This window comes from Rhodoferax sp., from assembly GCF_030653815.1.
Lineage (GTDB): Bacteria > Pseudomonadota > Gammaproteobacteria > Burkholderiales > Burkholderiaceae_C > Rhodoferax.
In genome coordinates this window covers 1-20,072 of sequence record NZ_JAURYQ010000021.1, presented here as the reverse complement: position 1 = coordinate 20,072, position 20,072 = coordinate 1, and the positions used below count along the sequence as shown (strand labels likewise).

Annotated in this window: 20 protein-coding genes; 14 read left to right on the top strand and 6 right to left on the bottom strand. The window is 61.4% G+C overall.

Features of this window, described 5'->3' with window-relative positions:
- Positions 1 to 38 precede the first annotated feature (38 nt).
- Positions 39 to 296, top strand: coding sequence for a hypothetical protein (locus Q7U49_RS07390; RefSeq protein ID WP_304763541.1), 258 nt, complete (start codon positions 39 to 41; stop codon positions 294 to 296).
- 105 nt (positions 297 to 401) lie between these two features.
- Entirely contained in the window at positions 402 to 1,409 is a 1,008-nt protein-coding gene (locus Q7U49_RS07385) for a D-2-hydroxyacid dehydrogenase family protein (RefSeq protein ID WP_304763540.1), read from the top strand.
- Positions 1,410 to 1,465: 56 nt separating this feature from the next.
- On the opposite strand, the gene Q7U49_RS07380 is transcribed toward Q7U49_RS07385, so the two are convergent.
- Positions 1,466 to 2,104 (bottom strand): DUF6806 family protein, encoded by a 639-nt coding sequence (locus Q7U49_RS07380; protein ID WP_304763539.1) that lies wholly within the window; start codon positions 2,102 to 2,104, stop codon positions 1,466 to 1,468.
- 159 nt (positions 2,105 to 2,263) lie between these two features.
- Here Q7U49_RS07380 and rfaH point away from each other — a divergent pair, with 159 nt between their 5' ends.
- Entirely contained in the window at positions 2,264 to 2,758 is a 495-nt protein-coding gene (gene rfaH / locus Q7U49_RS07375; RefSeq protein ID WP_304763538.1) for a transcription/translation regulatory transformer protein RfaH, read from the top strand.
- A 163-nt stretch (positions 2,759 to 2,921) separates the two neighbouring features.
- Here the strand turns inward: rfaH and phbB are convergent, their stop codons facing one another.
- Genes phbB through phaC form a run of 3 tightly spaced genes read right to left on the bottom strand, consistent with a single transcriptional unit; the run spans position 2,922 to position 6,594 of the window.
- Positions 2,922 to 3,659, bottom strand: coding sequence for an acetoacetyl-CoA reductase (gene phbB, locus Q7U49_RS07370; protein ID WP_304763537.1), 738 nt, complete (start codon positions 3,657 to 3,659; stop codon positions 2,922 to 2,924).
- 52 nt (positions 3,660 to 3,711) lie between these two features.
- Complete coding sequence (locus Q7U49_RS07365) at positions 3,712 to 4,890, bottom strand: acetyl-CoA C-acetyltransferase (RefSeq protein WP_304763536.1); 1,179 nt, start codon at positions 4,888 to 4,890, stop codon at positions 3,712 to 3,714.
- 36 nt (positions 4,891 to 4,926) lie between these two features.
- Positions 4,927 to 6,594, bottom strand: a complete 1,668-nt coding sequence (gene phaC, locus Q7U49_RS07360; RefSeq protein WP_370653979.1) for a class I poly(R)-hydroxyalkanoic acid synthase — start codon at positions 6,592 to 6,594, stop codon at positions 4,927 to 4,929.
- A 166-nt stretch (positions 6,595 to 6,760) separates the two neighbouring features.
- Between phaC and Q7U49_RS07355 the strand changes: the two genes are divergently transcribed.
- Positions 6,761 to 7,048: a hypothetical protein gene (locus Q7U49_RS07355; protein WP_304763534.1), complete on the top strand. Its 288-nt coding sequence runs from the start codon at positions 6,761 to 6,763 to the stop codon at positions 7,046 to 7,048.
- Here Q7U49_RS07355 and pgeF read toward each other — a convergent pair.
- Both pgeF and ycaO read right to left on the bottom strand, forming a co-directional pair.
- The gene (gene pgeF / locus Q7U49_RS07350) at positions 6,977 to 7,732 is read right to left on the bottom strand and encodes a peptidoglycan editing factor PgeF (protein WP_304763533.1); all 756 of its coding nucleotides are present in this window, start codon (positions 7,730 to 7,732) and stop codon (positions 6,977 to 6,979) included. The two genes, Q7U49_RS07355 and pgeF, sit on opposite strands and share 72 nt — an antisense overlap.
- A 105-nt stretch (positions 7,733 to 7,837) precedes the next feature.
- Positions 7,838 to 9,565, bottom strand: coding sequence for a 30S ribosomal protein S12 methylthiotransferase accessory factor YcaO (gene ycaO / locus Q7U49_RS07345; RefSeq protein ID WP_304763531.1), 1,728 nt, complete (start codon positions 9,563 to 9,565; stop codon positions 7,838 to 7,840).
- A 103-nt stretch (positions 9,566 to 9,668) separates the two neighbouring features.
- Here ycaO and Q7U49_RS07340 point away from each other — a divergent pair, with 103 nt between their 5' ends.
- From Q7U49_RS07340 to Q7U49_RS07295, 10 genes are all read left to right on the top strand, one after another.
- Positions 9,669 to 9,971, top strand: coding sequence for an antibiotic biosynthesis monooxygenase (locus Q7U49_RS07340; RefSeq protein ID WP_304763530.1), 303 nt, complete (start codon positions 9,669 to 9,671; stop codon positions 9,969 to 9,971).
- A 23-nt stretch (positions 9,972 to 9,994) separates the two neighbouring features.
- Entirely contained in the window at positions 9,995 to 10,690 is a 696-nt protein-coding gene (locus Q7U49_RS07335; protein WP_304763528.1) for a fumarylacetoacetate hydrolase family protein, read from the top strand.
- Between the two features lie 4 nt (positions 10,691 to 10,694).
- Positions 10,695 to 11,240, top strand: coding sequence for an NUDIX hydrolase (locus tag Q7U49_RS07330; RefSeq protein ID WP_304763527.1), 546 nt, complete (start codon positions 10,695 to 10,697; stop codon positions 11,238 to 11,240).
- A gap of 21 nt (positions 11,241 to 11,261) precedes the next feature.
- Positions 11,262 to 12,683: an exonuclease domain-containing protein gene (locus tag Q7U49_RS07325; RefSeq protein WP_304763525.1), complete on the top strand. Its 1,422-nt coding sequence runs from the start codon at positions 11,262 to 11,264 to the stop codon at positions 12,681 to 12,683.
- A gap of 9 nt (positions 12,684 to 12,692) precedes the next feature.
- Positions 12,693 to 13,391, top strand: coding sequence for a dienelactone hydrolase family protein (locus tag Q7U49_RS07320; protein ID WP_304763523.1), 699 nt, complete (start codon positions 12,693 to 12,695; stop codon positions 13,389 to 13,391).
- Positions 13,391 to 14,383 (top strand): LLM class flavin-dependent oxidoreductase, encoded by a 993-nt coding sequence (locus Q7U49_RS07315; protein WP_304763521.1) that lies wholly within the window; start codon positions 13,391 to 13,393, stop codon positions 14,381 to 14,383. Before Q7U49_RS07320 ends, Q7U49_RS07315 begins: the two co-directional genes overlap by 1 nt.
- 126 nt (positions 14,384 to 14,509) lie before the next feature.
- Positions 14,510 to 15,334 (top strand): translesion DNA synthesis-associated protein ImuA, encoded by an 825-nt coding sequence (gene imuA, locus Q7U49_RS07310; protein ID WP_304763520.1) that lies wholly within the window; start codon positions 14,510 to 14,512, stop codon positions 15,332 to 15,334.
- A complete protein-coding gene (locus tag Q7U49_RS07305) occupies positions 15,273 to 16,592 on the top strand; it encodes a DNA polymerase Y family protein (protein WP_304763518.1) in 1,320 nt (439 codons plus the stop codon). Before imuA ends, Q7U49_RS07305 begins: the two co-directional genes overlap by 62 nt.
- 9 nt (positions 16,593 to 16,601) lie before the next feature.
- Complete coding sequence (locus Q7U49_RS07300) at positions 16,602 to 19,730, top strand: error-prone DNA polymerase (protein WP_304763516.1); 3,129 nt, start codon at positions 16,602 to 16,604, stop codon at positions 19,728 to 19,730.
- Between the two features lie 8 nt (positions 19,731 to 19,738).
- Entirely contained in the window at positions 19,739 to 19,951 is a 213-nt protein-coding gene (locus Q7U49_RS07295) for a hypothetical protein (protein WP_304763515.1), read from the top strand.
- Positions 19,952 to 20,072: the final 121 nt, after the last annotated feature.

Below are 20,072 nucleotides of genomic sequence, written 5' to 3'. Positions count from 1 at the left end.
ATTCCCTTGCTATCTCAACCCATCCAGAGCACCCCACCATGAACATTGCGTACCTGTCACCCACTTTGCTGCCCGGCCTGGCGCACTTCAAAGCAGCCAGTCCGCGTGCTTGCACCCGGACGGTCACCGGAGCAACCAGCGCTGCAAATGCTGACGCGCTGCGCCCTTTGCGCGTCTTGCGTGTATTCGAGGCAGGCCAAAAACCATCGCAAGTCGGCCGCATGGTCATTTCCGGCCGCATGGCCGACGTCTGCGCCGAACTGGACCGCCTGGCCGCCTTCGATCGCGCGCACTAAGGCCAATCCCGACCCAATTTTGCCTTCGTGGAGCCGACTTCAGTCGGCCAGGTCGACTGAAGTCGGCTCCGCAGGTGCAAAACAGAAAAAGGCACAATCCGGGTCATGAACATTGTGATCCTTGATGACTACCAAGACGTGGTCCGCAAACTGGCTTGCTCGGCCAAGCTTGAATCTTTTCCAGCCAAAGTCTTTACCAACACCGTCAAGGGTTTGGGACAACTGTCGGTGCGACTCAAAGACGCCGATGTGATCGTGCTCAACCGTGAGCGCACCCACCTTCCCCGCGCGCTCATCGATAAATTACCCAAGCTCAAGCTCATTTCCCAAACCGGTCGCGTCGGCAGCCATATCGACGTCAACGCCTGCACCGAGCGTGGTGTGGCCGTGGCCGAAGGCACCGGCTCGCCGGTGGCACCGGCAGAACTCACTTGGGCGTTGATCATGGCCGCAACCCGGCGGCTGCCACAGTACATTGGCAACCTCAAGCACGGAGCCTGGCAACAATCCGGGCTCAAGTGCAGCGGCATGCCCGCCAACTTCGGTTTGGGCACATCGCTCAAGGGGCGGACCCTGGGCATTTGGGGCTTTGGTCGCATTGGCCAGTTGGTCGCCGGCTACGGCAAGGCCTTTGGCATGCGGGTGGTCATTTGGGGCAGCGCACCCAGTCGCGAAAAAGCCATTCAACTGGGTTACGAGGCCGCAGCCACACGCGAAGAATTTTTTGAACAGTGCGACGTCCTCTCGCTGCATCTGCGCCTCCACGAGGCAACCCTGGGCATCGTCAAGCTTGAAGACTTGTCGCGCATGAAGCCCACCGCCTTGCTGGTCAACACCTCACGTGCCGAGCTGATTGAACCCGACGCCCTGATCAGCGCACTCAACCGTGGCCGCCCGGGTCTGGGCGCGGTCGACGTCTACGAAAGCGAGCCCATTTTGCAAGGCCACGCCCTGTTGCGCCTGGAAAACTGCATTTGCACGCCGCACATTGGCTATGTCGAGCAAGACAGCTACGAAATGTATTTCAGCGCTGCCTTCGACAACGTCGTCAATTTCATCAAGGGCCGCCCCACCAACATCGTCAATCCAGGGGCCTTGCAGGTGCGGCGTTAAAACCATCGGCCCGAGGGCGGACCTCCCACCAAGCCAAGACCGCCTACCAATTCACCTTAATGCAAATGCCGGGGTTTGCGACCGCCGCTACCGTGGCCCATGCCGCCGGAACCACCGGGGCCGCGTGGTGGCTTGCCTAATTGCAATGAGCTCACCAGGTCATTGAAACGCTGGCTGAACAGCTGGTCCACCGCTGCCACCACGCCGCCCAGCTCGGCGCCGTCAAAATGGCGCTCCATCAGGCTAATGACGTCTTGTACCAACAAATCGCGCTGCACCTGCATGATGGCTGCCGGGTCGGGACCCACAAACAGCATCACAAAGTCGTCGCGGGACTCGGCTTCGGGGTCTTCCTCCTCATCCTCGTCTTCAAACTCGGTGTCATAAAACGTGACCTCGATAGCCGCGCCGGTCAGCGCCACTTCGTTCAGGTTCATGCACATTTCATCCAGTGCCTGTCGAAAGTCGTCATCGCCCTCCACTGTCCAGCACATCTGCAGGATGTGATCGGTGGGGTCGAACCGGATGCCGGGCTCGTCTTCGTAAAAACTGCCCGCCGCGTCGGTCAACGAGCGCGCGCCGGCGTATTTCCAGAGGGGTTTCAGTGCGTCCTGAATGTTCTCAAAAGTCACATCACCACGCAGGCTCACCTGGCCATGCACGTGGATTTCAAAAGGAGTGTTGTAGCTTGCCATGGGGGTAAGTGTAATTCCGCCGATCCGCAGGCACGCCTTTTTCCCTGCCTATAATCGCGCCCACGCTAAAGTTCACCATAAAAGAGCTGGCACCAAGCCTGGGAAACTGCCACAAATGTCATATTTTTTTAGCGCGCTGCGCCGTAGTTTTGTCGCCGGATGAACTGGTACCTCATCCACACCAAGCCCCGGCTGGAGAAGTGCGCGCTGGAAAACCTCCAGAACCAAGGCTACACGTGCTTCTTGCCCCAGATCCGCGTCGAAAAGCTGCGTCGGGGCAAGCTCGTTGAAATTGACGAACCCCTTTTCCCCCGCTACTTCTTCATCCGACTCGACACCGGTAACCAGGCCCAAAGCTGGCACCCCATCCGCTCCACCAAAGGCGTCAACCGCATGGTCAGCTTTGGTCAGGAGCCAGCCAAGGTCAGTGACGCACTGGTAGATTTGATTCGCACGCAATGCAGGTCCGGTGAAGTGCAACAGCGCCACTTCACGTCAGGTGAAACCGTACAAATTACCGACGGTCCGTTTGTCGGACTGGAGGCCGTTTATCAAATGAGAGATGGTGAGCAACGCATCATGGTGTTGTTGAACATCATGAGCAAGCCCGTCATGTTGAGTCTTGAACCAATCGACATCAGGAAGATTAATTAAGACAGATGAGGTGCAGCGTCATTTAGGGCCAGCGCCCAATTTTTGGTCACAATAATTTATCTTTAAAGGCGCTCGAACACCGGAAAAAATCGCACCGAGTGCATGGCGCGGCAAAAGAACGCAATCTCTGCGAGAACGTAGAGATTGCACTCAGAACACCCCATCACCCCATGTGCAAGCCGCCATTGACCGAGAACTCGGCACCGGTGGCGTAGCCGCCTTCATCGGACGCCAGCCAGGCAATGATGGACGCGATTTCCGAGGGTTCACCCAGGCGCTTGACCGGCACGGTACCAATGATCTTGTCGAGCACTTCCTGGCGGATGGCCTTGACCATGTCGGTACCAATGTAGCCCGGGCTCACGGTGTTGACCGTCACACCCTTGGTGGCCATTTCTTGCGCCAGGGCCATGGAGAAGCCGTGCATGCCGGCTTTGGCGGCCGAGTAATTGGTTTGGCCGGCCTGGCCCTTGACACCGTTCACGCTGGAAATGTTGATGATGCGGCCCCAGCCCTTTTCCACCATGTCGCCGACCACTTGCTTGGTCACGTTGAACATGGAGTTGAGGTTGGTCTCGATGACGGCGTCCCAGTCTTCGCGCGTCATCTTGATGAACATGCGGTCACGGGTGATACCGGCGTTGTTGATGAGCACGTCGATGCTGCCATGCTCGGCCTTGGCCTTGGTGAAAGCCTCGACAGTCGAATTCCAGTCGCCGACATTGCCTGCCGATGCGTAAAACGTGTAACCCAGCGCGGCCTGTTCGGCCAGCCACTTGGCGTAGTCACGGGTTGGGCCGCAGCCGGCGATGACCTTGAAGCCTTCTTTGCTGAGGCGCTGGCAGATGGCGGTTCCGATGCCACCCATGCCACCGGTGACGTACGCTACTTTTTGACTCATGAAACTACTCCTCTTTGTGAAAATGAAAATCTGGATTGATTAGATCAAATAATCAACGTTCCAGACACAGGGAAACCCCCATGCCGCCGCCAATACACAGTGCCGCCAGGCCCTTCTTGGCATCGCGGCGCTGCATTTCGTGCAGCAGGGTGACCAGAATGCGGCAGCCGGACGCGCCAATCGGGTGGCCCAGGGCAATGGCGCCGCCGTTGACATTGACCTTGGCGGTGTCCACAGCAAGTTCCTGATTCACAGCGCAAGCCTGGGCGGCAAAGGCCTCGTTCAATTCAAACAGGTCGACGTCAGCCACGCTCCAGCCAGCACGCGCCAGCGCCTTGCGTGAGGCCGACACCGGGCCCATGCCCATGACGGCGGGGTCGAGGCCGGTGGTGCCAAAGCTCTTGATGGTGGCCATGGGTTTCAGGCCCAGGGCGGCCGCCTTGCTGGCTTTCATGACCATCACCGCGGCAGCGCCGTCGTTGATACCCGAGGCGTTACCGGCAGTCACCGAGCCGGCTTTGTCGAAAGCGGGGCGCAGACCAGCCAGGCTCTCGGCATTGGTTTTCTTGTTGATGAATTCGTCGGCATCGAATACCAGCGGGTCGCCCTTTTTCTGGGGGATGATGACCGGGACGATTTCGTCCTTGAACTTGCCGGCAGCCTGGGCAGCCGCGGCTTTTTGCTGGCTGGCCAGGGCCAGGGTGTCCTGCATTTCGCGGGTCACGCCTTGCGCCTTGGCAACGTTTTCCGCCGTGATACCCATGTGGTATTTGTTGTAGACGTCCCACAGGCCGTCGTTGATCATGGTGTCGACCATTTTCCAGTCGCCCATGCGCTGGCCGTCACGGCTGCCCATGAGGACGTGCGGGGAAGCGCTCATGTTTTCCTGACCACCGGCGATGACGATCTCGCTGTCACCATAGGCAATGGACTGCACGGCCAGCATGACGGCCTTGAGGCCGGAGCCGCAAACGGCGTTGATGGTGAGGGCGGGCGTTTCCTGGGCAATGCCGGCTTTGATGAGGGTCTGACGGGCTGGGTTCTGACCCGAGCCTGCGGCCAACACCTGGCCCATGATGACTTCACCAATCTGGTCTGCCTTGACGCCGGTTTGCTCAAGCAATGCCTTGATGACAATGGCGCCCAGATCCGGGGCTGCAACTTTGGCCAATGAACCCCCAAATTTACCCACGGCGGTACGAGCGGCTGCGACGATGACGATATCTTCCATGATGTTTCCTGAGTCCTGGTTAAAAAATTGAAATGATTAGGCTTTGGCTTTGACGTAACGGCCTGGCGCAGGTTCGATGGCTTTGTACTTGCCCTTGCCATAAGTCTTGGGTGCGGCAATTTGCTTGCCCGCTTGGGCTGCCAGCCAGTTGGACCAGTCGGTCCACCAGCTGCCCTTGTGCTCGGTCGCGCCAGAAATCCATTGGTCGACCGATTTGGGCAGCTTGCCGTCTTCACGAATCCAGTGGCTGCGCTTGCCCTTGGCTGGCGGGTTGATGACACCGGCAATGTGGCCTGAGGCGCCCATGACAAAACGTTTTTTGCCCGGCAGGTACTGGGTGGACGCGTAAGCACCGCCGATGGGCACGATATGGTCTTCGCGTGAACCGTAAATATAGACCGGCATGTCGACCTGATTGAGGTCAACTTTTTCGCCGCAAACCGTGGCCACGCCCGGTTTGGTCAGGTTGTTTTCCAGGTAAGTGTTGCGCAAGTACCAGGCATAGAACGGACCCGGCAGGTTGGTGGAGTCACTGTTCCAGTAAAGCAGGTCGAACGGTGGCGGGGTTTCGCCCTTGAGATAGTTGCCCACCACGTAGTTCCACACCAGGTCGTTGGGGCGCAAGAAGCTGAAGGTCATGGCCAGGTCCTTGCCTTTCATGAGGCCGCCCTTGCCCATTTCCTTCTCGCGGTATTTGACAAAGCCTTCGTCGATGAAGATGTCGAGCACGCCAGTGTCTGAAAAGTCGAGCATCGAGGTCAAAAAGGTGGCGCTGGCCACGGGCTTTTCGCCGCGTGCTGCCAGCACCGCCAGGGCGCTGCCCATCATGGTGCCGCCGACGCAAAAGCCCAGCGTGTTGACGGTTTTGGCGCCGGTGATGTCTTGGGTGACCTGGATGGCCTTGATGACCGCCTTTTCGATGTAGTCGTCCCAGGTGGCCTTGGCCATTGAGGCATCGGGGTTGCGCCAGCTCACCACGAAGGTACGGTGGCCTTGCGCCACAGCATAACGAATCAGCGAGTTTTCGGGCTGCAGGTCAAGAATGTAGTACTTGTTGATGGACGGCGGGAACAACAGAAACGGCTTTTCATAGACCGTGTCGGTCAGTGGCTTGTATTCGATGAGCTGGAAATATTCATTCTCGAAAACAACCGCGCCTTCGGTGGTGGCAACGTTCTTACCGACTTCAAACAGACTCTCATCGGTCATCGACACATGGCCTTGCTGCATGTCGTGCAGCAGGTTCTGGATGCCTTTGGCAATGCTTTGGCCCTGGGTGTCGATGGCTTTCTTTTGCGCTTCGGCGTTCAAGGCCATGAAGTTGCTGGGCGCCGAGGCAGCGGTGATCTGCTCCACGGCAAAGCGGATGCGGGCACGGGTTTTGTCGTCGGTTTCTACCGCTTCAGACAGCTGGGCCAGCGTTTTGGCGTTGAGCAGGTACGAAGCCGCAGAAAATGCGGCGGTCGGGTTGGCTGCCCAGGCTTCGTTGGTAAAGCGGCGGTCGGTGAGTTGGTGCTTGCCTTGGGCGCTGTTGGCCCACAATTCGGCAGCGTCTGCCAGAAACTCCTGTTGCAGTTCTTGCAGTTTTTCTGCCGAGAATTTGATTTGGGGGGCTTTGGCCGTGGGTGCCATCAGCTTGGTGCTGGCTTCCCCGAGGTCCATATTCTGAAACGACTCAAAAGCTTTGCTCAAGCTCTCGGCCATGGATTTCTGTAGATTCTGTGCCGATTGCAGCCAAACTTCCGAAGCGTTTTCGTTCATGCGTATCCCTATCTGAGGTGGTCAAAAAATAATTTGGATAGTATCTTAGGCCAAGGCCTTCGAAATCCTGACATCAGTCAATTTTTTCCAAAAAAACACCATTCTTCTCATGTACATCGTCGCAATCGCCTGGCTTTATGTGGCCGTCCTCATGGCCGTGGCCGAAGCCACCCACAGCACCGGCACGCTATTGGGCGGCATCATCACCTTTGTGTTGTATGGGGTGCTGCCCATGGCCCTGGTGCTGTACGTGATGGGCACACCCGCGCGCCGGCGCGCCATCAAGGCCCGGGAAAGCGCCGAACTGCAAGCTGCGCAGGCTGCACTAAGCCACCCGCCAGATGCTGGCGCAGAAGCGGCCAGTGACGCGGTCGCGCCGGTAGGAAAAGAAGCGTGAGGCATTGCCCACGGTGCACCAGGGTGCGCTGCTGTCGTTGCCATAAATCTGGCTGAGCCCCAAGGCACGCAGGCGCAAGCGCGCCAGGCCTGCCAGGTCGGCCAGCCATTTGCCCGCCACCAAGGGTTCGAAGCAGTCACCCGCCAGTGGATCACTTGCGATGAACGCGGCGCGGACCTCGTCACCCACCTCAAACGCCTGTGGGCCAATGCACGGCCCGAGCCAGGCCAGGATGTGATTGGCCTGCGATTCATTGACCAGCATGTGCTTGACGGTGGCCTCAAGAATGCCCACCCCGCCCATGCCGGCCAAACCGCGCCAGCCGGCATGGGCAGCCGCCACCCGTTGGCCGTCGGCGCTGGCGAACAGCACCGGCAGGCAATCAGCCACCATGACCGTACAGGCCAGGCCCGGCTGGCCGGTCAGGCAGGCGTCGGCCACCGTGCCGTCCGGGGTGGTGGCGTCCAGTGTCAGCACCTGGGTGCCATGGATCTGATTCAAAAAAACCGGGCGGGCGCTGATGGACTCTTGCAGGATGGCCCGATTGGCGGCGACATGGGCCGCGTCGTCGCCCACGTGGTCGCCGAGGTTCAGACTGTCATAGGGCGCAACAGACACACCACCCGAGCGTGTGGTGCAAATCGCATGAACGCCATCAGGCGCCGGCCAGTCAGGTGTCAGCATGTAGAAGCCCCTGCCTTTGTGAGAGGCCCGCCCTCGGGCCGATGGCTGTTGGCGGCAATCGCGGCGAGGGCGCCGCTCCCACAAGGCGCCGCGCCCACAACAACATCACACCGCTGCATGTATCTTGTCATAGGCCGCCAGCAACTTGTGGTGCATCTCGCAACCGTCCAGCGCCAAGCCGGGCGCACCGAGGCCCATGAAGCGGTCTTCCTGCATGATGAGCGCGTGGGCTTGCGCCAGCGGGCCGGCGCCATACAGCAAGGCCAGGGTGTCCAGATAAGGTCCGCTGTCGCCGATGTCAGCAAAGTTGATCAGGTTCTGAATGCAGGCATACACCCGTTTGCGCTGCGGATTGACCTGGTCGAAGTTCAAAATCCACTCGCAGCCTTCGAGCGTGGCGGCTTCGTCGCCCACGGCCAGTGCCAGCAGGGTTTTGAGTTCACCCAAGCGCAGGTCGCTCCAGAACGAGCCGGCATCGGCGGCCAAGCCAATCAGGCCAGGCACCGGGCGATGGTCGGCCAGGTTGGATTCGTTGAGGGTTTCCAGCAGGTCGGCGCATTCTTCGTCGTCCAGGTCGGGCAGGTTCAACACGGCTTCGCGAAAATTGTTGGCAATGCTGTTGTTTTCGAACTCCAGGTCGTCAATGGGGTAGATCTCGGACAAGCCGGGCACCAGAATTCGGCAGGCGTAGACGCCAAGCTGCTCGAAGTCGGCGATGTAGACCTCATGACCGTCCTGGTGCAGGCGCGCCAAGCTCCAGGCATAGTCCTCGGCCGTGGTGCTGCTGAAGTTCCAGTCGGCAAATTCGAAGTCCGGCACATCACCCAGAAACTTCCAGTGGATGACACCGCTGGAATCGACAAAATGGATCTCGATGTTGGTGGAGCTGGCCGCTTCTTCCAGGTCGAAGCCGGGCGCCGGAAAGCCCGACAAGGCATCGAGCGCGCGGCCCTGCAGCAGCTCGGTGAGCGCGCGCTCCAGCGCCACTTCAAAGCGCGGATGGGCGCCAAAGCTGGCAAAACAGCCCTGGTCGAGCGGGTTCAGCAGCGTGACGTTCATCACCGGGTACTGGCCGCCCAGCGAGGCGTCCTTGACCAGAATGCCAAAACCGGCCTCGCGCAGCGCGGCAATGCCACGCGCAATGCGCGGGTAGCGCGCAATCACGGCTTCGGGCACGTCGGGCAGGCACAGGCCCTGGCTGATGATGCGGGCCTTGATGGCACGCTCGAAAATTTCGGACAGCGCCTGGGTACGCGCCTCAAGTTGGGTGTTGCCGGCCGACATGCCGTTGCTGACATACAGGTTGCCGATGACATTGACCGGGAAATAAACCGTTTTGCCATCGCTCTGGCGCACATACGGCAGGGTACAGATGCCGCGCTCGGTGGCACCGGAGTTGAAATCGACCAGGCTGCTGGCGTCGATGTTGCTTTGCGGGTTGTACAGCGCATGTAATTCGGGCGTGAGCAGCTCGGCGGGCCACTGCTCGTCGGCCGGCACCTCAAACCAGCGCTCCTGCGGGAAATGCACATGGGCGCGTTCGGTCACATCAGGGCCAAGGTAAAAATGGGTCCAGAAATAATGCGTGGACAAGCGCTCGACAAACTCGCCCAGGGCGCTCGCCAGGCAGGCCAGGCGACTGGCGCCCTTGCCGTTGGCAAACAGCAAGGTGCAGTCACGGTCGCGGATGTGGACCGACCAGATGCCGTCCACCGGGTTGAGCCAGCTGCGCTCTTCAATGTGGAAACCCAGAGCTTGCAACTTGCCCTGCAGAGTTTGAATCGTGGTTTCGAGGGCGGCGTCTTTGCCAGGAATAAAGGTAGTGTGGTTCATGTCCCCAGCATACCTTAGTCCTAATACCGTTCGGTTTTGCGGCCGGGATGAAAACGCTAGACTCGCTGCTTAGCGAATTAACCTACCCCCAGCGGAGACTTTTATGATTCTTGAACTCGCCGATATCTCGATCCATCCCGGCCAGAACGCCGCTTTTGAAGAAGCCATTGAACGTGGCCTGAAAACCGTCATTGCCCACGCCAAAGGGTTCGAGGGCTTCAAGGTGAACCGTGGCATTGAAAGCCCGCAGCGCTACATTCTGCAAATTTTCTGGACCACGCTGGAAGACCACACGGTGGGTTTCCGGGGTTCCCCGGCGTTTGCCGAGTGGCGCGCCATCGTGGGGCCGTTTTTTGCCAGTCCGCCGGTGGTGGAGCACTTTGAGCTGGTCGCCAAGTCAGCTTGATGCAGGCTGAGCAAAAGGTCGCCATGAACACCGTTTTTCCTCCAGCGCCCATCGTGACCGTGCCCGTGGTCGGCACCAGCGCCCAATTTCCGGTGCACCGTATCTATTGCGTCGGCCGCAATTACGCCGAGCACGCCCAGGAAATGGGCCACAGCGGGCGCGAGCCGCCCTTTTTCTTCATGAAGCCGGCCGATGCGGTGCTGGTGGCAGAGCCAGGTAGCGTCACGCCCCTGCCCTACCCCAGCCTCACCCAAAGTCTGCACCACGAGGTTGAACTGGTGGTGGCGATTGGCACCGGCGGCAAAAACATCTCGGTGGAACAGGCTGAAAACCATATTTTTGGCTACGCCGTGGGCCTGGACATGACCCGGCGCGACCTGCAAAACGCCATGAAGGCCCAGGGCCGCCCGTGGTGCATTGGCAAGGGCTTTGACCACTCGGCGCCCATCGGTCCCATCACGCCTACAGACGCGGCCGGCGACATCGCCCACGCCACCATCAGCCTGCAGGTCAACCAGGCGGTGCGTCAAAACAGCACGGTGGAACAACTGATCTGGAACATTGCAGAGACTATTGCCCAGCTCTCCGCCGCCTGGGAACTGCAGCCCGGTGACCTGATCTACACCGGCACCCCGGCCGGCGTGGGCGCGGTGCAGCCGGGCGACACGCTCAAAGGCAGCATCAGCGGCCTCACAAATATTGAATTCAAGGTGGTTTGAGTTCATGCACCGCCCCCCGATCAAACACTGCAAAAGCTGTGGTACGGCCGTGGTGTATCGGCTGCCGGACGACGGCGACACCAAGCACCGCGCAGTGTGTCCGACCTGCCAGACCGTGCACTACGAAAACCCGCTCAATGTGGTGGGCACCATCCCCATCTGGGGTGACAGGGTGCTGCTGTGCAAGCGCAACATCGAGCCGCGCTGGGGCAAGTGGACACTGCCCGCCGGTTTCATGGAGCTCAACGAGACCGTGAGCGAAGGCGCGGCGCGCGAAACGCTCGAAGAAGCTGGCGCGCAATTTGAGATGGGGGAGTTTTTCTCGTTGGTGAACATCCCCCGCGTGGGGCAGGTGCACCTGTTCTACCGCGCCCAGTTGCTCAGCGACCAATTTGATCCGGGGTTTGAAACTCTCGAGGCGCGCCTGTTTTCAGAAGATGAAATCCCCTGGGACGAACTCGCTTTCCGGACTGTGAGTGAAACCCTGAAGCGTTTTTTTGCTGACCGCCGTCAGGGCAATTTTTCCATCCATGTCTTTGACATTGCCTGACCGGCGCTGAGGCCCGACGCCATGCTGCCCTGCTACGTGCTGCTTGATCTGGAAACCACCGGTGGCAATCCGGTGCACGACCGCATCACAGAAATTGCAGCCGTGCGCGTCGAGCACGGCGTGGAGGTGGCGCGCTGGAGCACGCTGGTGAATCCGGGGGTGCACGTGTCGGGTTTCATTGAGCAGCTCACCGGCATCAGCAATGCCATGGTGGCCAGTGCCCCGCGCTTTGCCGAGGTCGCCCCCGAACTGCTGGCCTTGCTGGACGGTGCCGTGCTGGTGGCCCACAACGTGCGCTTTGACCATGGTTTTCTGCTCAATGAACTGAGCCGCCTGGACGTGACGCTGCGCGTCAAAACCCTGTGCACCGTGCGCCTTTCAAGGCTCTTGTACCCGCAGTTCAAGGGCCACGGCCTGGATGCCATCATGCAACGCCACGGCCTGACCAGTGCCGCGCGGCACCGCGCCATGGGCGATGTCGAAGTGATGCAAAGCTGGCTCACGTTGGCACAAACCGAACTGGGTGCCGAGCATGTGGCTGGCCTTGCGCAGAGACTGTTGCAGGGCAGCGCGGCGCTGCCACCACAGCTCGATACGAACATCACCGACATCCCTGACACGCCCGGGGTTTACCTCTTTTTTGGCGAAGGCGCGCTGCCGCTGTACATCGGCAAAAGTGTCAAGCTGCGTAGCCGGGTGATGTCGCATTTTCAGGCCGCCGGCCGCAACGCCCGCGAGATGCGCATCGCCCAGGAAATCAGGCGCATCGAATGGGTCGAGACCGCCGGAGAGCTCGGCGCCCTGCTGCTCGAAGCGCGGCTGGTGAAAGCGCGCCAACCCGTGCACAACCGCCAGTTGCGCCGCGAAGGCGACCTGTGCGCCTGGCGGCTTGAGGCCAACCCCAACAGCCGGCCGCTGCTGACGCTGGTGCGTGGCAGCGAACTGGCGCCGGAACAATTTGGCGCGTTGTATGGCCCCTACCGCTCCAAAAGCCAGGCTCAGAGCCAGCTGCGCGAACTCGCCGAAACGCAGGGACTGTGCCTGCAGGCGCTGGGGCTGGAATCCGGCAAGGGCCGCTGTTTTGGCCATCAGATAGGTCGGTGCAAGGGCGTGTGTTGTGGCGAGGAAGCACCCGAGCGCCACCACCTGCGCCTGCAGCTGGCGCTGGCTGGCAACAAGCTGCAGGTCTGGCCTTTTGCCGGCAAAGTGGGGGTGCGTGAACATAACGCGCGCACCGGGCGCACCGACATCCACCTGTTTGACCAGTGGTGTCACCTGGCCACGGTGCATTCTGACGACGACCTGCATGAGGCATTACACAGCCGCACCGAACCGCTGGCCTTCAACCTCGACACCTACCGCCTGGCCCTCAAGCACCTGTTGGTGCCAGGCCATGACAAACTCAAGATTCTGGAATTTCCCGTATCGACCGCCATTCAATAGGAAACACACATGAACAGTTCCACCCTTTCCATCACCAGCCACGACGGCCAACAATTTGACGCCTACCTGTCGCTGCCCCCAACGGGTCGCGGGCCGGGCCTGGTGATCATTCAAGAGATCTGGGGCGTCAATGAGCACATCAAGGCGGTGGCCGATCAGTACGCCATGGATGGTTATGTGGTGCTGGCGCCCGATGTATTCTGGCGCCAGGAAGCCAACGTCGACCTGAAGTACAACGAAACGGACACCCCAAAGGCCTTCCAGCTCATGACCAACCTGGACGAAGCCCATGCCGTGGCCGATCTGGTGAGCACGGCAAACGCCCTGCGCGCCCGGCCGGAAGTAAGCGGCAAGGTGGGCTCGATCGGCTTTTGCATGGGCGGGCGCCTGAGTTACCAGCTGGCGGCCAGTGGCGCAGTGGATGCGGCCGTGTGTTACTACGGCGGCGGCATCCAGAACCATCTGGACAAGGCGGCAGCGGTGAAGTGCCCCATCCTGTTCCACTATGCGGCGCTGGACGGCTACATCCCGGCAACGGCGGTGGCCGACGTCAAGAAAGCCTTTGCAGGCCGTGCCAACGCGCAATTCCATGTGTACGAGGGTGTGGACCACGGCTTCAACTGCTGGGGCCGCCCGATGTACCAGCAGCGCGCTGCCGCACTGGCGCGTGGCCGCACGCTGGCATGGTTGTCTGAGCAGCTGGCCTGATGAAAAAACCCGCGCTGTCCATGCTGGACCTGGTCTCGCTGCGCGAAGGCGGCACGGTGGCGCAGGCGCTGGCCACGGCCTTGCGCACCGCGCAGCATGCCGAAGCACTGGGCTTTACCCGCTACTGGGTGGCCGAGCACCACAACATGGCCAGCATTGCCAGTTCGGCCACGGCCGTGCTGGTGGGCTACCTGGCCGGGGGCACGCACCACATTCGGGTCGGCTCGGGCGGCATCATGCTGCCCAACCACGCGCCGCTGGTAGTGGCCGAAGCCTTTGGCACGCTGGCCGAGCTGTACCCGAATCGCATTGACCTGGGACTGGGCCGGGCACCGGGTACCGACCGGCTCACCATGCAGGCCCTGCGCCGCGACCGCATTGAGACCGAGCAGGACTTTCCACGCGACGTCGCCGAGCTGCAGCATCTGCTGGGACCGGTGCAGCCGGGCCAACGCATTGTGGCCATGCCGGGCGCCGGCACCGAGGTGCCGATCTGGCTGTTGGGGTCGAGCCTGTTCTCGGCCCAGCTGGCGGCAGAACGCGGTCTGCCCTACGCCTTTGCCTCGCACTTTGCCCCACGCATGATGCTGCAGGCGATTGACCTGTACCGGCGCTTGTTCAAGCCGTCCAAGGTGTTGCGCCAACCCTATGTGATGATCGGCGTGCCCTTGATCGCGGCCCCCACCGATGACGAGGCCGAATTTCTGGCCAGCAGCACCTACCAGCGCGTACTCGGCATCCTGACCGGAGACCGCCAGCCGCTGCAGCCGCCGGTAAAAAACTTCATGCAGCAGCTACATCCTCAAGAGCTCGCAGCCATCAACGACTTTCTGGCGGTGGCAGTCATCGGTGGCCCGGACAAGGTGCGCGCCGGGCTGACGGCCTTAGCCCAGCAAACGCAGGCCGACGAGTTCATGCTGGTGTGCGACATGTTTGACCCAGCGCTGCGCCTGCAATCGCTGGATATTGCTGCACAAGTACTGGTTTCTTGACCCTGTGGGAGCGGCGCCCTCGCCGCGATTGCCCCCAACAGCCATCGGCCCGAGGGCGGGCCTCCCACAAAGTGGTGATCTGGTTATACTGTGTTTTTTAACAGTATTTCAACAAACCCAATCGCCATGCCTGCCGCACTGCAATGGATCGTCAACGCCGCACCCGTGTCGGTCGATGCACTGTCGCATTCGTTCGACTTGGGGCAGTTTCCAGGTAGCGTCGCCCAGGCGATCTGGCGCGGCTCCCAGGTGGCACAGGCCGACCAGTCGGTGGTGTCAAGCGGCTGGGCCGCGCTGGATGCTCAATTGCCCGGTGGCGGCTGGCCCTGCAATGCCCTGACCGAACTGTTGCAACCCCAACCCGGCTTGTGCGAGTGGCGCTTGTTGGCACCAGCGCTGGCGGGGCTGGCCGCTGGAGGTGGCCCCATCCTGCTGGTGGGTCCGCCCAAACGCCCGCACGCGCCGGGTTTGGTCAAGCTCGGTATTGCCGAAAAAAGCATTGTCTGGATCGCTGCCGACACCCCGGCCGAACGGCTTTGGACCACAGAACAGCTGGTCAAGGCCAACCCACGCGGCGGCACCATCCTGGCCTGGCTGCCCCAGGCCCGTGCCGAGCAATTGCGCCGCCTGCAGGTGCACGCCCAGTCTTGTGATTGCCCGGTGTTTCTGTTCCGGCCCGAAGCGGCCCAGCTGGACGCCTCACCCGCCCCCTTGCGGCTGTTGACCACCTTGGGGCCAGACTGGAACCTGCACGTTCACCTGCTCAAGCGCAAGGGTGCCCTGCTGGACGGCCCCATCGTGCTGCCTTCGGTGCCGGGGACGCTTGCCAGCGTGTTGACACCCCGGCTGATGCGCCCCAGCCAGTTGCTTGCAAGATCGGAGGTTTCAGATGTCCCTGCACTGGGCCGCACTGTTGACCAACGCCACCTGCGACAGCTCGCCGCGCATTGACCCCCAGAGCGTGGCTGTATGGGCGCTTCAGTTCACTCCCCGGGTGGCACAGAAGGAGCAGACGGTCTGGCTGGAGGTGGCACAAAGCACCCGGCTGTTCGGTGGCGAAGACCCGCTGCACCAGCGGGTGGAAACCGGTGCCGCCGAACTGGGCATCAGGGCTTTGGCCTGGGCGCCAACCAGCCTGGCGGCCCTGGCTTGCGCGCGAATGGGCATTCGCAACGGCTTTGCCATGCCGCTGGCTCAGGTACTTGACCCCTTGCCCATTGAATGCATGGATGCCGTCAAGACCCATCAGGCCACGCTGGCGCGCCTGGGCTGCCAAACGCTGGCCGATGTGCGCCAACTGCCGCGCGGCGGCATCAGCCGGCGTTTTGACAGCCAGTTGCTGCTGGCACTGGACCAGGCCTACGGACTGCGCCCCGAGGGCTACGCCTGGGTCAAGCTGCCAGAGATTTTCTCGGCCAAACTGGAGTTGCCCGGCCGTGTCGACACGGCCCCGGCCCTGATGTTTGGCGCGCGGCGTTTGCTGCTGCAGATGGGTGGCTGGTTGTCGGCCCGCCACTGCGGCGTGACGGCTTTCACGCTGCACTGGGGTCACGACGCCATGCGCGCCCGCGACGCCGGTGAGGGTGGCAGTATCACGGTGCGCACGGCACAACCCACCCAAAACGTCGACCATCTGTGCCGATTGCTGGGTGAGAACCTGGCCAAAGTGCAACTGCTGGCCCCGACGGGCGAACTGGCCCTGAGCGCCACCGAGGTCAGCCCGTTCATTGAGACCAGCCGCTCCTTGCTGCCCGATGCCCGGGCCAGCGGCGAAGCACTGAACCAGGTGCTGGAGCGCATCGAAGCCCGGCTGGGTCAAAAACGTGTGCTGCGGCCAATGCTGGTCGAGGATACCCGCATGGCCTGGATGGCCCATTGGCAACCCCTCAACGCCCAAAGTCCCGGCATCAAGGTGCGCCAGGTGCCAGGGCCACAACCGACCTGGATTCTCAAAAACCCGCTCAAGCTTGATGTGCGGGACGACTGCCCGCTGTACCAGGGACCGCTGCAACTGCTGCTGGGCCCCGAGCGTATTGAGGGTGGCTGGTGGCACCGCGTCAAGGCTGCCGAGGGCGGCCAGCACAGCCTGCAGGTGGCGCGCGACTACTGGGTGGCCCTGAGCCAGCATGCGGGCGCGCTGTGGATTTTTCAGCAACGCCTGCCCCGCAACGAAACAGCGTGCTGGTATTTGCACGGCATCTTTGCCTGAGGCGTCGTCATGGCCGCCCTGCCCCCTTTGTCACAACAGCCCCAGCTTTCCGGTTACGCTGAACTGCGCTGCCTGTCCAACTTTTCGTTTTTAAAAGGAGCCAGTCAACCCGAGGAACTGGTGACACGCGCCCACGCGCTGGGCTACACCGCGCTGGCCATCACCGACGAATGCAGCATGGCCGGCGTGGTGCGCGCCCATGTGGCAGCCAAAACCTGTGGCCTCAAGCTGCTGGTCGGTTCGCAATTTAAGGTCGACGGTGAAGCCCCTTTTACGCTGGTGGTACTGGCCTGTAACTTGAACGGTTACGGCAACCTGTGCGAGTTCATCACACGCCTGCGGCGCAGCGCTGAAAAAAAGGGCAGCTACCAGCTTCGGCAGGAAGACATCCATGGGCCTGCGCTGGCCGATTGCCTGGTGCTGGCCTGCCCTGAGCGCAACAATGCCCCGGCGCAACTGCTGGTGCTTGGCCAATGGCTGCTGACACATTTCACCGGCCGCTGCTGGCTGGGTGTGACGCAACTGCTAATGCTGGACGATGAAATCTGGCGCCACCACTTGAAGCAGCTGAGCGACGCCACGGCCATTGCGCTGGTGGCCGTGGGTGATGTGCACATGCATGTGCGTTCGCGCAAGCCCCTGCAGGACGTCCTGACGGCCATTCGTGTCGGCAAGCCGCTAACCGCGTGCGGGCTGGACCTGCAAGCCAATGCCGAGCAGCACCTGCGCAGCCGGTTGCGGCTGGCCCAAATTTTCCCGCAGGCGTTGCTGACCGAGACGCTCAAGCTGGCGGAGCGCTGCCACTTTTCTCTGGACGAGCTGAAATACCAGTATCCGCAGGAGGTGGTGCCACCCGGGGAAACGCCTGAGTCGTATTTGCGCAAGGTCACCTACCAGGGTGCCGGGCGTCGTTGGCCCGGCGGCATGACAGCCAAGGTGCAGCATCAGATCGAGCATGAACTGGCGCTGATTTGCGAACTGCACTACGAGCCCTATTTTTTGACGGTGTACGACATTGTTTCTTTCGCCCGTTCGCGCCACATCCTGTGCCAGGGGCGCGGCTCGGCCGCCAACAGCGCTGTGTGTTATTGCCTGGGCGTGACCGAGGTCGACCCGGCGCGCATGAGTGTGCTGTTTGAGCGTTTCATCAGCAAGGAGCGCAACGAGCCGCCCGACATTGACATCGACTTCGAGCACGAGCGCCGCGAAGAAGTCATCCAGTACCTGTACCAAAAGTACGGCCGCGAGCGCGCCGCCCTGACGGCAGTGGTGATTTCCTACCGGCCCAAGTCGGCCATCCGCGACGTTGGCAAAGCCCTGGGCTTTGAGCTGGAGCTGCTGGAAAAGCTGGGCAAAGCGCACCGCCATTGGGATGGCCGCGAGTTGCATACCGATCGCTTGCAAGAGTTGGGCCTGTCGCTGAACGACCTGGCGGTACAGCAGTTGATGGACCTGACACGTCAGCTGATGGGTTTTCCACGGCATCTGTCACAGCACCCGGGCGGCTTTGTTCTGACCCGGGGGCCCTTGTCGCGCATGGTGCCCATAGAAGCCGCCGCCATGGAAGACCGCACCGTGATCGAGTGGGACAAGGACGACCTGGACGCCATGGGTTTGCTCAAGGTCGATGTGCTGGGCTTAGGCATGCTGACGGCGATTCGCAAAGCGCTGGAACTCGTCAGCTTGCGGCGTGGCTTTGAATTTCAGATGCAGGACATCCCACCCGAAGACCCCGACACCTACGCGATGATTTGCCGGGCCGACACGGTGGGCGTTTTCCAGATCGAGTCGCGGGCGCAGATGAGCATGTTGCCGCGCTTGCGGCCGCAGTGCTTTTACGACCTGGTGATCGAGGTGGCGCTGGTGCGGCCCGGCCCGATTCAGGGTGGCATGGTGCACCCGTACCTGAACCGCCGCCAGGGCAAGGAAGCGGTGACTTATCCCAGTGCGGCGCTGGAACAGGCCTTGGGCCGGACGCTGGGCGTTCCGGTGTTTCAGGAGCAGGTGATGCAGGTCAGCATTCTGGCGGCCGGTTTCACCCCGGGCGAAGCGGACGGTTTGCGCCGGGCTATGGCGGCCTGGAAACGCAAGGGCGGGTTGGAAAAATACTACGCCCGCATCGTCGACGGCATGACCGCGCGCGGCTACCAAAAGGAATTTGCGGTGCAGATTTTTGAGCAGATCAAGGGTTTCAGCGAATACGGTTTCCCGGAGTCCCACGCGGCCTCGTTTGCCTTGCTGGTGTACGCCAGTTGCTGGCTCAAACAGACCGAGCCCGCCGCCTTTCTGGCCGCCATGCTCAATTCCCAGCCGCTGGGCTTTTACTCGCCCAGCCAATTGGTGCAGGACGCCAGGCGCCACAGCGTGGTGGTGCGGGCGGTGGACGTGATGTTCAGCGCTTGGGGCGCCACGCTGGAGGACTTGCCCCACACCCCCGCCGTGCGTTTGGGACTGGGCCTGATTGCCGGGCTCAAACGAACTTCCGCCGAGCGCATTGTTGCCGCGCGGGCACAAGCGCCGTTTGACAGTGCCGAAGACCTGTCCCGCCGTGCCCAACTAGCGCAGGTTGAAATGAAACTGCTGGCCGCAGCCGATGCCCTGGCCAGCCTGTCGGGGCACCGCCGGCAACAGGTCTGGGACGCGGCAGCCTTGCATGCACCGCCCCTGCTGCTGCGCGACGCGCCGGTGGAAGAAGAGTTGTTGGAGTTGCCCGAGGCGCCCGAGGGCGAAGAAATTGTGTTTGACTACGCCGCCCTCGGGCTCTCGCTCAGGCGCCACCCCATGGCGCTACTTCGGCAACGCCTGAACGTCATGCGTTTCCAGTCATCGCAAGCCTTGCGTGAGCTGCCCGATGGTCGCTTGGTGCGGGCCTGCGGCATCGTGACGCTGCGGCAGCAACCAGGCACCGCCAAGGGCGTCGTTTTTGTGTCACTGGAAGACGAGCACGGCAGCGTGCAGGTCATCGTCTGGAAAAGTGTGCGCGAGCAACAGCGCCAGGCATTGATGAACGCCAAACTGCTGGGCGTTTACGGCACTTGGCAGCGCGAAGGCGAGGTGCGCAACCTGATCGCGCAGCGCCTGGTGGATTTGACGCCTTTGCTGGGACGGCTTGCCGCGCCCAGCCGGGACTTCCATTGAAATCCCCCATGAAAAAAGCCCACTACCATTTTGATAGTGAGCTTTCTTGGGATACTGGGGTGGCTGATGGGGGTCCAGCTAATCCAACCAAGTACGTTGATTTCAAAGGCTTTTTCGAGCATCGACAGTGGGATTCGACAAAAAGTCTCGACCCCATGTCGGGACACCCTCATTGTAGCTTGGGAGAAATTGCTCAATTTTTTTGGCGTGGTGAACGCTAGGCCATTGCCTCGAAAGTGATGCCATGGTCTTGAGGTAGCACAGTGAGAATATTTTTCACGGCCTCCTCAGTTCTGATGCCCCGGTGGTTCGTCATTGCAGAGGGCGTGCCATCAATATGGA

Excerpts from the sequence above, each read along its gene's own strand:
- Q7U49_RS07390 (WP_304763541.1), top strand. The coding sequence starts at position 39 with ATGAACATTGCGTACCTGTCACCCACTTTGCTGCCCGGCCTGGCGCAC.
- Q7U49_RS07385 (WP_304763540.1), top strand. The coding sequence starts at position 402 with ATGAACATTGTGATCCTTGATGACTACCAAGACGTGGTCCGCAAACTG.
- Q7U49_RS07380 (WP_304763539.1), bottom strand. The coding sequence starts at position 2,104 with ATGGCAAGCTACAACACTCCTTTTGAAATCCACGTGCATGGCCAGGTG.
- rfaH (WP_304763538.1), top strand. The coding sequence starts at position 2,264 with ATGAACTGGTACCTCATCCACACCAAGCCCCGGCTGGAGAAGTGCGCG.
- phbB (WP_304763537.1), bottom strand. The coding sequence starts at position 3,659 with ATGAGTCAAAAAGTAGCGTACGTCACCGGTGGCATGGGTGGCATCGGA.
- Q7U49_RS07365 (WP_304763536.1), bottom strand. The coding sequence starts at position 4,890 with ATGGAAGATATCGTCATCGTCGCAGCCGCTCGTACCGCCGTGGGTAAA.
- phaC (WP_370653979.1), bottom strand. The coding sequence starts at position 6,594 with ATGGCCGAGAGCTTGAGCAAAGCTTTTGAGTCGTTTCAGAATATGGAC.
- Q7U49_RS07355 (WP_304763534.1), top strand. The coding sequence starts at position 6,761 with ATGTACATCGTCGCAATCGCCTGGCTTTATGTGGCCGTCCTCATGGCC.
- pgeF (WP_304763533.1), bottom strand. The coding sequence starts at position 7,732 with ATGCTGACACCTGACTGGCCGGCGCCTGATGGCGTTCATGCGATTTGC.
- ycaO (WP_304763531.1), bottom strand. The coding sequence starts at position 9,565 with ATGAACCACACTACCTTTATTCCTGGCAAAGACGCCGCCCTCGAAACC.
- Q7U49_RS07340 (WP_304763530.1), top strand. The coding sequence starts at position 9,669 with ATGATTCTTGAACTCGCCGATATCTCGATCCATCCCGGCCAGAACGCC.
- Q7U49_RS07335 (WP_304763528.1), top strand. The coding sequence starts at position 9,995 with ATGAACACCGTTTTTCCTCCAGCGCCCATCGTGACCGTGCCCGTGGTC.
- Q7U49_RS07330 (WP_304763527.1), top strand. The coding sequence starts at position 10,695 with ATGCACCGCCCCCCGATCAAACACTGCAAAAGCTGTGGTACGGCCGTG.
- Q7U49_RS07325 (WP_304763525.1), top strand. The coding sequence starts at position 11,262 with ATGCTGCCCTGCTACGTGCTGCTTGATCTGGAAACCACCGGTGGCAAT.
- Q7U49_RS07320 (WP_304763523.1), top strand. The coding sequence starts at position 12,693 with ATGAACAGTTCCACCCTTTCCATCACCAGCCACGACGGCCAACAATTT.
- Q7U49_RS07315 (WP_304763521.1), top strand. The coding sequence starts at position 13,391 with ATGAAAAAACCCGCGCTGTCCATGCTGGACCTGGTCTCGCTGCGCGAA.
- imuA (WP_304763520.1), top strand. The coding sequence starts at position 14,510 with ATGCCTGCCGCACTGCAATGGATCGTCAACGCCGCACCCGTGTCGGTC.
- Q7U49_RS07305 (WP_304763518.1), top strand. The coding sequence starts at position 15,273 with ATGTCCCTGCACTGGGCCGCACTGTTGACCAACGCCACCTGCGACAGC.
- Q7U49_RS07300 (WP_304763516.1), top strand. The coding sequence starts at position 16,602 with ATGGCCGCCCTGCCCCCTTTGTCACAACAGCCCCAGCTTTCCGGTTAC.
- Q7U49_RS07295 (WP_304763515.1), top strand. The coding sequence starts at position 19,739 with ATGAAAAAAGCCCACTACCATTTTGATAGTGAGCTTTCTTGGGATACT.